Source organism: Pseudomonas sp. AD21, assembly GCF_002878485.1.
GTDB lineage: Bacteria > Pseudomonadota > Gammaproteobacteria > Pseudomonadales > Pseudomonadaceae > Aquipseudomonas.
Genome location: NZ_NQYG01000002.1, coordinates 15024 through 26658 on the forward strand (window position 1 = coordinate 15024; position 11635 = coordinate 26658).

General features: G+C 58.9%; 16 protein-coding genes. 10 read left to right on the plus strand and 6 right to left on the minus strand.

From position 1 onward, the window contains the following. The first annotated feature begins 51 nt into the window (after positions 1–51). A complete protein-coding gene (locus tag PseAD21_RS01220) occupies positions 52–777 on the plus strand; it encodes an MBL fold metallo-hydrolase (protein WP_102354149.1) in 726 nt (241 codons plus the stop codon). 43 nt (positions 778–820) lie between these two features. Then, positions 821–1069, plus strand: a complete 249-nt coding sequence (locus tag PseAD21_RS01225; RefSeq protein ID WP_102354150.1) for a phosphopantetheine-containing protein — start codon at positions 821–823, stop codon at positions 1067–1069. A 105-nt stretch (positions 1070–1174) separates the two neighbouring features. Here PseAD21_RS01225 and PseAD21_RS29935 read toward each other — a convergent pair whose 3' ends face one another. Then, on the minus strand, positions 1175–1303 hold the full coding sequence (locus PseAD21_RS29935; RefSeq protein ID WP_007914492.1) for a PA1414 family protein: 129 nt from the start codon (positions 1301–1303) through the stop codon (positions 1175–1177). Between the two features lie 142 nt (positions 1304–1445). Beyond that, on the minus strand, positions 1446–2339 hold the full coding sequence (locus tag PseAD21_RS01230) for a LysR family transcriptional regulator (protein ID WP_102354151.1): 894 nt from the start codon (positions 2337–2339) through the stop codon (positions 1446–1448). 104 nt (positions 2340–2443) lie between these two features. Here PseAD21_RS01230 and PseAD21_RS01235 point away from each other — a divergent pair, with 104 nt between their 5' ends. Further along, positions 2444–3625, plus strand: a complete 1182-nt coding sequence (locus PseAD21_RS01235; RefSeq protein WP_102354152.1) for an MFS transporter — start codon at positions 2444–2446, stop codon at positions 3623–3625. Here PseAD21_RS01235 and PseAD21_RS01240 read toward each other — a convergent pair. From PseAD21_RS01240 to PseAD21_RS01255, 3 genes are all read right to left on the minus strand, one after another. Then, entirely contained in the window at positions 3570–4502 is a 933-nt protein-coding gene (locus tag PseAD21_RS01240) for a DMT family transporter (protein ID WP_102354153.1), read from the minus strand. The genes PseAD21_RS01235 and PseAD21_RS01240 overlap by 56 nt on opposite strands. Before the next feature lie 252 nt (positions 4503–4754). Continuing rightward, positions 4755–5147 (minus strand): DUF2177 family protein, encoded by a 393-nt coding sequence (locus PseAD21_RS01250; protein ID WP_102354309.1) that lies wholly within the window; start codon positions 5145–5147, stop codon positions 4755–4757. 45 nt (positions 5148–5192) lie between these two features. Next, positions 5193–6029, minus strand: coding sequence for a S1 RNA-binding domain-containing protein (locus tag PseAD21_RS01255; protein WP_102354155.1), 837 nt, complete (start codon positions 6027–6029; stop codon positions 5193–5195). Positions 6030–6379: 350 nt separating this feature from the next. Between PseAD21_RS01255 and PseAD21_RS01260 the strand changes: the two genes are divergently transcribed. From PseAD21_RS01260 to PseAD21_RS01270, 3 genes are all read left to right on the plus strand, one after another. Next, positions 6380–6568, plus strand: coding sequence for a hypothetical protein (locus tag PseAD21_RS01260; RefSeq protein WP_016985943.1), 189 nt, complete (start codon positions 6380–6382; stop codon positions 6566–6568). A 204-nt stretch (positions 6569–6772) separates the two neighbouring features. Beyond that, the gene (locus tag PseAD21_RS01265; protein WP_102354156.1) at positions 6773–7489 is read left to right on the plus strand and encodes a TorF family putative porin; all 717 of its coding nucleotides are present in this window, start codon (positions 6773–6775) and stop codon (positions 7487–7489) included. A gap of 71 nt (positions 7490–7560) precedes the next feature. Then, a complete protein-coding gene (locus PseAD21_RS01270; RefSeq protein WP_102354157.1) occupies positions 7561–8430 on the plus strand; it encodes a DUF6279 family lipoprotein in 870 nt (289 codons plus the stop codon). Positions 8431–8462: 32 nt separating this feature from the next. On the opposite strand, the gene PseAD21_RS01275 is transcribed toward PseAD21_RS01270, so the two are convergent. Then, positions 8463–8855 (minus strand): transcriptional regulator, encoded by a 393-nt coding sequence (locus PseAD21_RS01275; RefSeq protein WP_102354158.1) that lies wholly within the window; start codon positions 8853–8855, stop codon positions 8463–8465. A gap of 176 nt (positions 8856–9031) precedes the next feature. On the opposite strand from PseAD21_RS01275, the gene PseAD21_RS01280 reads away from it, so the two are divergent. From PseAD21_RS01280 to PseAD21_RS01295, 4 genes are all read left to right on the plus strand, one after another. Beyond that, a complete protein-coding gene (locus PseAD21_RS01280; RefSeq protein ID WP_102354159.1) occupies positions 9032–9769 on the plus strand; it encodes a thioredoxin family protein in 738 nt (245 codons plus the stop codon). Between the two features lie 92 nt (positions 9770–9861). Continuing rightward, entirely contained in the window at positions 9862–10137 is a 276-nt protein-coding gene (locus PseAD21_RS01285; RefSeq protein ID WP_102354160.1) for a hypothetical protein, read from the plus strand. A gap of 264 nt (positions 10138–10401) precedes the next feature. After that, a complete protein-coding gene (locus tag PseAD21_RS01290) occupies positions 10402–10986 on the plus strand; it encodes a papain-like cysteine protease family protein (protein ID WP_102354161.1) in 585 nt (194 codons plus the stop codon). A gap of 12 nt (positions 10987–10998) precedes the next feature. Beyond that, the gene (locus PseAD21_RS01295; RefSeq protein WP_102354162.1) at positions 10999–11598 is read left to right on the plus strand and encodes a hypothetical protein; all 600 of its coding nucleotides are present in this window, start codon (positions 10999–11001) and stop codon (positions 11596–11598) included. Positions 11599–11635: the final 37 nt, after the last annotated feature.

The window sequence follows — 11635 nt, forward strand, 5'->3', positions numbered from 1 at the left end:
GTGTGGCGTCGGTTGCCACACCCGTTTTTTTACGCTTGGAGAAAATGATTTATGAAGATCGTTTCTCGCGATCAGTGGTTTGAAGTGCAGCACCTGAGTGACGGCATTCGGCTGATTCACGAGCCGTATATTCGGCCTTTTTACCGCTGCAACCTCTGGCACATTCAGGGCCGTGACAAAGACCTTTTGCTCGATAGTGGTTCGGGGCTGGTCAGTCTGCGTGAGCAGTTGCCGTGGATCACCGAGCGGCCGCTGGTGGCTGTGGCCAGTCATTGCCATTTCGACCACATCGCCGGGCATCACGAATTTGCCGAGCGGCTGGTGCATCGCGCCGAAGCGGACATCCTTGCGGCGCCGGATGGCGAGAACGATTTGAGCCGCGCGTATGTCGGCGATGACATGTTCGAGGCGCATCCGGATTGCCCGCTGTGCTACGCCGAATACCGGGTCAAAGCCGCGCCGGCCACCGGATTTGTCGACGACGGCGATGTACTGGATCTGGGCAATCGCACGCTGCAGGTGCTGCACACGCCGGGGCATTCGCCGGGCGGGATCAGCCTGTATGAGGCGGCGACGGAAACGTTATTCAGCGGCGACATCATCTATGACGGGCCATTAATCGAAGACGCCTACCATTCGAATCTCGAGGACTACGCCGCCAGCCTGCGACGTTTGCAGGCGTTGCCGATCCGCACGGTGCATGGCGGGCATTTCGGCAGTTTTTCCGGCGAGCATTTGCGCTCGATGATTGACCAGTGGTTGCGCGGGCACGCCTGAGGCCTGCTTCACTCAAGCAGAACAACCATCAGAAAAATCTGCCATGAGAAGAGCTGCCGTGCGTGCCGCCGTGCACCGATACATCCGGCGTCTGCTGGAAAACCGCAAATTCAATGACCACACCAGCCTGGTGCAATTGGGCCTGGAGAAAGCGGATATCGAGGATCTGATCTTTCATCTGGAAGATGAATTCGGACTGACGGCGTTCACCGCCGAGGAGGACCGCATGCTCAAGACCGCGAAAACCGCGAATGACTTGAGCCGGTTTTTACTGGAGATCGGCCGTCATTAAAAGCAAAAGATCGCAACCTGCGGCAGCGCCTACATTAATCCATGTAGGCGCTGCCGCAGGCTGCGATCTCTTGATCTTGAATCCTGTGATCTCGGATCGGGGGCGTTACCGGCGCCGTTGTTGACGGCGGCGCTGTTCGTCATCGGTGCGGATCGGTACGGGTTGCAGAGGCGGTTCGATCAAGCCGAGGGCAACACCCAAATCGTGCAGCCAGTTCTGAATTTTCTCTTTCATCGTCATGCCCCCTTCAGGGTAGTGCTGAGCGGCCGGAATTCTGAGGCCGCTTCGCACTGATAATAGTCCGAAGTCCTACGCAATGCTCGGTCAAATCCGCAATGATCTGTTACTGAATTGAACAGAGTTCCGATCGGTTGGTTCATGCCGTCTGCCGGCTTTCATTCGATGCCACGGGATAGAGCGCCTGCTGCTGTTCAATCCAGGCATTGAGGTTGGCCCCGACCATGCCCTTGCGCCACATGAGCCACGTTGTCGCACTGGCAAACGGCTCGGCCAACGGGTGCACCGCAACGCTTTCGCGCCCCGGCAGACTGGCGAGCATCGACTCCGACATCAGCGCCACGCCGCTGCCGGCAATCACGCAGGCGAGCATGCCCTGATAGGACTCGATCTCCATTGCCCGCCCCATCGCCGCCTGATAATGGACAAACCACGCCTCCAGCCGTGCGCGGTAGGCGCAACCGTGACGGAAAGTGAACACCGCCCTGCCCTCGACCTCCTTGGCGCTACGGATCGGCGGATGATCGGCCTCGCTGATCAGCACCAGACGCTCGTCGCACAACGGCACGCCGTCGATGCCCGCCAGCTGTGGCGGGCCGTCCACCAGCGCCGCATCGAGGCGCCCGGAGACCAGACCTTCGAGCAACTCACCGCTGGGCCCTGACTGCACTTGCAGGTTCACCGCCGGGTATTGCTTGTGATAGCGCGCCAGCAACGCCGGCAAATGGATCGCCGCCGTGCTGTACAGCGTGCCGAGGACGAAATCCCCCGCCGGTTGCCCGCCCATCACCGCCGCACTGGCCTGATCGCGCAGAGCAAACAGTTTACCGGTGTAGTCCAGCAGGACTTTTCCTGCAGGCGACAACTGCAACCGCTGACGCTCGCGGACGAACAGTTCTACACCCAATTGCTCCTCCAACTGCTTGAGCCGGGTCGACAGGTTGGATGGCACCCGGTGCAAGCGCTCGGCGGCGCGGGTGATCGAACCTTCCTCGGCCACCGCCTGAAAGATCCGCAATTGGCTGAACTCCACGACTCTTCTCCATAACAGAACAAGTTAATCAATATTATTCAATTTTAAAGAAAGTCAATCAGTTCTAGCCTGACGGTCATTGCTCCTTCAAAGGAATCCCGACCATGTCGCCTCTGATTCGCTTATCCGCCTGTTTCGTCGCCCTGATGATGGCCATGGGCATCGGGCGTTTCGCCCTCACCCCGCAAATGCCGCACCTGCTCAGCGAAGGCCAGCTCGACCTGACCGCCGCCGGTCTGATCGCGGCGGCCAACTACCTTGGCTACCTGCTAGGCGCGGTGGACGCAATGTTCGCCCACCGTCCGCAGCAAGTGCAGCGCCGCCTCTACGGTGGTTTGTGGCTATGTGTGCTGCTGACCCTGGCATCGTTCTGGGCCAACGGTTTCTGGTCGCATCTGTTGCTGCGCTTCGGCACCGGCGTGGCGAGTGCCTGGGTGCTGGTGATGATTACTGCGCTGAGTCAGCCACTGGCGGCTGCGGCGGGTCGACCACGGCTGGGTGCGTTGGTGTTTGCCGGTCCGGGGCTGGGAATTTTTCTCACAGGGCTGCTGGCGCTGGTCTCACATCTACTGCAGCAGACGTCGGCCACGCTGTGGCTGATCTACGCCGCCGTGGCGCTGCTGATGTTGCTGGCAATCGTGCGGATCCTGCCGCAACCGGGCACTCACACGCCGGTCGCCACCCTCAATGTCAGCCACTCGAATCGCGGCATCCCGCGACTGGCGGCGGTGTATGCGCTGTATGGCGTGGGTTACATCATCCCGGCCACGTTTCTCTCACAAATGGCCAATGCGCAGTTTCACGGGCAATGGCAGGCCGATTTGTTCTGGCCGTGCTTCGGCCTTGGCGCGGCCATTGGCGTGCTGCTCGTGAGCCTGCGTCGCCACGACCCGAACACCACGCGGCACTGGCTGACGGCCACCCTCTGGCTACAGGCGCTTGGGGTCTTTGCGTGTCTGCTGGGCAGTGGTTATGGCCTGGCACTGGGGGTGATGTTGTGCGGCATGCCGTTTCTGGCCTGCATGCAACTGGTGATGCAACGTTCGCGGGAACTGGCGCCGCATACCACCCAGCGCAACGCCGGCCTGTTGACCGCCTGCTTCGCCATCGGCCAGCTCAGCGGTCCGTTGCTGGCCGCGCTGAGCAGCCATTTCAGCGGTGGGCTGCAACCGGCACTGGTGATCGCCGGCAGCGGTTTGCTGATGGCCGGCGGGTTGGCCCTGCAATCGTCTACTGCTGGCCGAGCGCTTTGCGCAAACGCCGACGCACCCACTGCTCAGCGCTGACAAAAGTGATGCCGAGCAACACCAGCACCGCGCCGATGACGAAGTTCAGGCTCAGTTGTTCACCGAGCAGCACTACGCCGAAAGTGACGCCGAATAACGGCGTCATGAACGAAAACACCGCCAGATTGGCCGCCAGATAGCGCCGCAACAGCCAGAACCATGTCAGGTAGCTGAAGAACGACACCACCAGGCCCTGGAACAGCACGCTGGCGACCGCCACGGTGGTCAAACTGACGTGAGTGATCTGACCACTGAACAGCGCGATCAACAACAGGCCGACAAAGCCGACGATCAACTGATAGAACAGGGTCAACGTCACCGGCGCCTCCGACAGCCGCGAGGCGCGCACCACCACAGTGGTCGCGCCCCAGCAGGCCCCGGCCAGCACGCCGAACGCATCACCCAGCAGCATGCGCCGGTCGAGGTTGTCCCATGACACGCCGCCGGCAAAGGCAATGGCGATACCAATGAATGCCAGCAGAATCCCCATCCACTGCAGCGGCCGCAGGCGTTCGCTGGCCAGCAGAAAGTGCACACCGAGCGCAGTGAAAATCGGCGCGGTGTAGAGGAACACCGACATGTGCGCTGCGGTGGTCAGCTGCAGGCCTTCGGCGATGAAGAAGAACTCCAGGCCAAACAGCGCGCCGGCCAGCAAACCTCCGCGCCAGGTGTTGCCCACTTGATCCCAGCCGCCCTTCCAGCACAGCAGCAGGCCGACCAGCAACGCGGAAATCCCCGAACGCCCGGCCGCCTGCATCACTGGCGCGATGTCCGGCGCGGCCCACTTGATCATCACTTGCTGCACGCCCCAGATCAGGCACAGGCCGATCATCACCTGCAAGGCAAAACCGTCGGCATTGCGCCGCTCGACACTCACCGCAACACCTCGAACACACACAACATGGCAGCCATCCAATGGTCGAAAATCTGTGTCGGGGATTATCAATCAGCCAGGCAGAAAAAGCCGTCTGGAAAAGACATTTAGTTTGTCTGTTGCGTCAGGGGTGAATGGCTGTCGGCTGCGCCGCCATTCGCGAGCAGGCCCGCTGCCACAGTAGACCGCATGCCCCTGTGGGAGCGGGCTTGCTCGCGAAGGCGTCGGTCAAAACAACAAAAATTACGGGGCTGACTACACAAATCGCTTCGCTGCTAAAAAACCGACCGAGCAGGCAACAGCCGTGGCAAACGTCCCCCACGCCCAATCCATCAAACTCACCTGCACCGACCAGCCACGCAACGTCGCCCAATTGGTCAGGTCATACGTGCCGTACGCCACCAGCCCCAACAACGCCCCCATGCGCGCCGCGCGTTGCCAGCTCAGCGCCGGCAACACCACAAATTGCACGCAACCAAAAACGTACAGGCAATAAAAAACCGCTGCCGGAACCAGCAGCGGTTTTTCGAGCATCAGCGAACCGAGCAACTCGCGATAGGTCGGCGCCATCAACACGCCAAGCCAGACGCCATCGAGCAGAAGAAACGCCACCAGGGTGGCGCCGTAGGCAATCAGTGCTTTTTTCATCTGCCCGACCTCCAGTGAGCCCATGCAACATGGGCCCCTCGCGGGTCAGGTTAGTTCAATGCGATCGGCGTGAATGACGATCTTGCCGTCCTTGTACAACGAACCGATGGCCTTCTTGAAATTACCCTTGCTGACGCCGAACAGGCTGCTGATCAGCGCCGGATCGCTCTTGTCGCTGACCGCCAGCGTGCCGTTGTTATCGCGCAGTTTGGCGAGGATCTTCGAACTCAGGCTGCTGGCAGCCTCCTGGCCAACCGGTTGCAGGCTGAGGCTGATCTTGCCGTCAGCGCGCACTTCCTTGATGAACCCCTTCTCACTCATGCCGGAACGCATGAACTTGAAGATTTCGTTCTTGTGGATCAGGCCCCAGTGTTTGTTGTTGATGATCGCCTTGAAGCCCATGTCGGTGGCTTCGGCAACCAGCAGGCCAACTTCCTGCCCGACACTGTAGTTGGCCGGGGTCTTGTCGAGGTAACGATCCAGGCGCGCGGTGGCGGTGATGCGGCGCGTGTGCTTGTCGAGGTAGACGTGCACCACGCAGTATTCGCCAGCGGTCATCTGCCGTTTTTCTTCGGAGTACGGCAGCAACAGATCTTTCGGCAGGCCCCAATCGAGGAACACACCGATGCTGTTGACTTCAACTACTTTCAGACTGGCAAATTCACCGACCTGAACTTTTGGTTTTTCAGTGGTAGCGAGAAGTTTGTCTTCGCTGTCCAGATAAATAAATACGTTGAGCCAGTCTTCATCTTCGCTGGGAATATCTTTAGGGATATAACGGTTGGGCAAAAGAATTTCGCCGTCGGCACCGCCGTCCAGATATAAACCGAAGTTAGTGTGTTTAACCACTTGCAAACTGTTGTAACGCCCGACTAAAGCCATTTTCCAAAACCCTCATTGCGTGGCGGCATTCTACCCGGTTTTGCCCGTCTCGTTCGCTGACTGAACACCCGGTTCGAGAAAATCGCCGGGACGCCTTGATTTTCCTCCGCTTGGCGCGGGCCGCTTGCCATTCGTCTGGCCAACGCACGACCTGCAGCGCCGTTTCATTCGGGATATTTTCAGTAACGACGAATAAATGTTCTTATTTAAAACAGTAGCTTAGGGGGATGTTTCGAATAATTAATCGAGAATAATCCACCCACGCACCTGGTTATTCCCGGGGATATTTATCAAGCAATTGTCAAGTTATTCCTGTACGATGCCTGGCCGAGTTACTTTTCTACAGGTTAATGGCCGCCATGCGTGTAAAAGCATCCACCAGCAAAGCAAAGCCAGCTCCAGCCGTTGAAACCAGCGAATCGATCAACGATCAGATCGCAGCGTTCCTCAAGTCCGGCGGCGAAATCCAGCAAATTGCCAAAGGCGTCAGCGGCCAGACGTTCGGCCCGTCCAAGCAGATCAGCCTGGGCAAGAAGTAATACCCGGTAATACACCCGTCCAGAGGCGCTTTGAGCTTCGAAGCGCCTGGACTGGCACCCGCGCTACACCTCTTCTGTTTAATTAATCCGCAAAAATCGACGAACGGCCATCGACTCTGATGATTCGCCGGTATCCTTTCACGCGTCTAGATCAAGCGTTTCAGCAGGCCCGACGACCTGCGCTCGCTGTTCATGGAGTGACGCATGCTCAAATTTTCCTGTTTATCATTTGTAGGCCTGCTGGCCTGTTCATCGGCGCACGCGCAGATTTTCCAGCGCGAGTTCGGCGACTTCGACCTCAAACTCGGTACCACCCCCAGCCGCAGCATGGCCCAGGGGCTGGTCAAGCCTTCGGCGGCCGGCTCGTTCCACGGTGGCCTTGACCTCAGCCACGACAGTGGCCTGTATGTCGGCCAATACGCGCCGAGCATGGGCATCAGCCCCGGCAAAAACCTCGAGATCGATTCCTACGTCGGCTTTAAACAACCTTTCGATCAAACCCTCGGCTACGAAGTCGGGATGATCCACTACAGCTATCCCAAGGTAGACACCCTCGACAGCCAGGAGCTGTTCGGCGGCCTGACCCTGCTCGGCAGCCGCTTCGGCGTAGCCTTCAGCGATGATCCGGATAAACAGAACAACACACTGTTCGCCGACCTAGGCGGCAATCAGCCGTTCGGCATCGGAATCAGCATGAAGTACACCACTCATCAATTGAACTCGCCGGTCTCGGTGGACGGTGGCTACGTCAGCAGTTTTACCGATTGGTCGGTAAAGTTTTCCCGGCCGTTCATGGGCATCGACCTCGACCTGATCTACAGCAACTCCAGCCTCAGCGGCAGTGATTGCTCAGCCTACTCCGGACACAACAGCGAGTGCGACGGGCTGGTCACACTCAAGGCCGCACGCGCGTTCTATTGATCGGCTGAACTGCCGGGAGCATCCTGCGTTCACATAAGAATCAGACGCCAGGCTTTCGCAAGGATTCGCTCATGTCTCGCTGGTTCAAACACTTCGCCACCCTGCTGATTTTCACCCTCGCCCTCGGCGCCTGCAGCCGCGTCGGCCTGGCCTATCGCAACCTCGACGTGATAATCCCGTGGACGCTCAGCGACTACCTGGACATGAACGGCGAGCAAAAGGACTGGTTCAACGAGCGCCTCAAGGAACACCTGAACTGGCACTGCACCACGCAGTTGCCGGGTTACCTGGATTGGCTGGATCGCTTGCAGAGCATGGTTGAAACCAATCAGGTGACCGACGCGGCGCTGCAAGCGCGAACCGCAGAAGCGAAGAAAGCCATCGCTGACACCGCCCGGCAGATCACGCCTTCGGCCATCGAGTTGCTGCAAGGGCTGGATGACAAACAGGTCGCGGAAATGAACGACGCCTTTGCCAAGGATCTGCGCAAGCGTCAGCAGGAATACGTCAAACCGCCACTGGCCCAGCAGATCGCCGAACGCGGCGCGCGCATGGACAAGCGCCTGACCGACTGGCTTGGCCCGTTGAGCGTCACTCAGGAACAACGGGTGATGGCCTGGTCAACCGCACTGGGCGATCAGAACAGCCAATGGATCGCCAACCGCGCGCACTGGCAACAGCAGTTCAGCGCGGCAGTGGTCCAGCGCAAAAGTCCTGAATTCCCACAACGGATCGAGACGCTTCTGGTCAATCGCGAGCGTTTATGGACACCGGATTACCAGAAGGCCTACGCCAACACCGAAGCCCAGGCGCGTGCGCTGGCAGTTGATTTGATGGCGCAGAGCACGCCGCAGCAACGGCAGCGGTTGTTGAAGAAGATCGAGGGAGTGCGTAAAGACTTCAATGACCTCAAGTGCCTGAAGGCAGCACAAAAACCTTAAACAAGATGCCAATCCAATGCGGGAGCGGGCCATCAAGCAATCTGTGCCTTGGAAGCCACTTCATCAAAGGTCGCTTCATCCAGCGCATCCTGCTGATCATCCAGCACCTGCCGTGGGTGATCATTGCCGGGGATACTGCTGTCGATCAGGCTCAACAGGCTCGAGCCGCGCGCCGTCAGAATGAAATTGTTGCCGGTACTGCCCTCATGATCCGGACGCGGTTCGATGTATCCACGGTCCAACAGCAACTTTTCGTACTCACAGGCCACCGTTTTCAGGTGATCCAGATTCTCGATCGGCTCGCCCGCACTGGCTTTCTCCGCCGCATAGTCCTCGGCATATTTTCGAGGAGCGAAACTTTCGCCAGCACTGTTCTGCACTTCATGCAGCAAGCGTTCAATCAAATCCCAGTTATAAGTGGTCATCCTGATTCAACCTCCGGTGCGCGTGATTTATGGCGCGTTCATAGGTTGTGACCGAAGCCTGTCGCAGCCGTTCAGCCGCATTTTCAGGGACGACCGACCGGCGGTCTGTCGATTTGCCCAAGGGTTAAACGACTAGTCTGACAAAGACGGTTTCAACCCCCGCAGGAGAAATCATCATGAACGTTGAGAATCATCCAGTGGTGCCGCGTGAAGAATGGCTTGCCGCGCGCCAACAACATCTGGCCGACGAAAAAGCCTTCACCCGGGAGCGCGACCGCCTCAGCGCGAAGCGTCGCGCGTTGCCATGGGTCAAAGTCGACAAGGACTACCGCTTTCACGGCCCGAACGGCGAGCTGAAACTGGCCGACCTGTTCGGTAAACACAGCCAACTGATCGTTTACCACTTCATGTTTGCCAAGGACTGGGAAGAAGGCTGCCAGGGTTGCTCGTTCCTGTCCGACCACATTGACGGCGCCAACCAGCACCTGGCCCACCACGACATTGCAGTGGTCGCGGTCTCCCACGCACCGTTCGAGCAATTTCAGACCTTCAAGCGGCGCATGGGCTGGAAATTCGACTGGGTGTCGTCAGACGGTTCCGATTTCAACTACGACTTTGGCGTGTGCGCCCGGGAGGAGGACGCCAAAGCCGGAAAGGCGACGTACAACTACGAAAAAACTGACAGCGCCGAAGAAGAAATGCCGGGGCTGAGCGTGTTTTATCGAAATGCGGCCGGGGAAATTTTCCATACCTATTCAACATATGCGCGTGGGCTGGATATGTTGGTGGGGGCTTACAACTACCTTGATCTGACGCCCAAGGGCCGCAATGAAGAGGAGATCATGGAGTGGGTGCGCCATCATGATCGCTATGAGGGTGGCAGCCAGTCCAGTTGCTGCCATGGCGGCGAATAGCAACCGACTGCGGCGAGCCTGACTGAACTTTTCACCGCCCCGAGGCCTCCACCGGTTAACCCGCCTTAACCGGAACGGAGGCCCGCCCCCCCATGAAAACCCTGCTCAAGCTCACCCTCGCCGCCATCCTTGCCTGCGCCCTGCCCGTGTGGGCCTGTACGCCCGAGGAAGCCACCGCCAAGCGTGAACAACTGGCCAAGGAAGTCTCCAGACTCACCGAACAGAATCCGGCCAAGGCCAAGGAGATCAACGCTGAGTTGCAGAAGATGGATCTTGGTACCGCCAGCGCCGATCTGCCGGACAAGTGCCAGTTGATTGATCAGCGATTGAAAGAGCTGGATTCGGCCGAGAAGAAAACCGAGGGCTAATCCCGCCAAAATCAAAAGATCGCAGCCTGCGACAGCTCCTGCAGAAATCGGTGCAGGAACTGTCGCAGGCTGCGATTTTTTGCCCATTAAAATGCATCAATGCATTTATTTTCTTGCATAAACGCATAATCAGACTAGGGTTACCTCGAGCAAGGAGATCGGCACCGTTCATCGAAGATGAAAACCGTTAACCACCGATCGCTCGGCATCACCGCAACAAAATCACAAGCTGGATGCTTGTTTTCATTCATGGAGGACTGAAAAATGTTAACCAATCAAGCAACATCGTTCACCGGCGAGACCCTGCCAAGGTGCCTCGTTGGCCATCTGCTCGACCCGCAACTGGTCGACGTTGAAGCGGCAGCGCAAACCACTGCACTGGCCGCCGCAAACCTCAACTTCACGATGCAGAAACAGACCCAGACCAACTGGTGCTGGGCGGCCGTTTCCGCCTCGGTCGGCAACTACTACGGCACCGGGTCCTGGACCCAGTGCGGTGTCGCCAGCACCCAACTGGACCGCAATTGCTGCAAACAGCCGGGACCCTGCAACGTCTACGGCTATCTGGATTCGGCCCTGCAAACCACCCGCAGCTACAACGGCATGAATCAGGGTTCGCTGCAGATGTCGGCCATCCAGAACCAGATCAACATGGGCCGTCCGGTCGGCCTGCGCTGCGCCTGGTACGGCGGCGGTGCGCACTTTCTGACGATCTACGGCACCAACGGCAACTACGTACTGGTCGCGGACTCGATCTACGGTTACTCGACCCGTGCACTGAACGCGTTCCCCGGTTCGTACAACGGCGGCGGAAACTGGACCCACACTTACTTCACCGCGAAAAACTAGGAGGGCGACATCATGCAACTGACTTATCCAAAGGCGCCTTCCAACGGCGTTCAGACTTTGCGTCCGGCGCTGCAAGCCGCGCTGCACACCCAGGGCTTCGGCATCAATCGCCAATTCGCCAGCGCGGGAGCGGCGAAGATCAGCCTGAGCGAGGCCTATCGCGGCTACTCGCTGACCCTGGACGATCTAAGCCATGGCAAAGGTCTGCAGAACGCGCGTATCGGTGACTGGCATTACCTGGTGTTTGCCGACGGCGTGACCATCGCCGATGCGCAACTGGCGGAGGTTCGCGGCCATGTCGAGTTTTCTTCGCTGAACCACGGCAGCCGGGCCGCCGACACCGTGGGCGCGTTGAAACTGGCGGAACAGGCGCCGCAACTGCAGGGTAAAACCGTCGAATTGCGCGTGTTGTTTGTCTCGGCCCTGCACGTCGTGGCGATCTGGCTGCATGCGGACGGCGAGGATGTGCTGATCCCGATCGAGCCAACGCCGAAGGCGCTGGGCGACTCGCGGTTGTACAGCGAAGCGGCCCTGCTCGCCCTGTTGAAACCGGCGGCAGATCGCGCCAAACAACGCTTTGACGCGGACACCAGTGGGCAACTCGGCAGCTGACAAACGCTGCGCATAAAAAAACCCGGACACTGTCCGG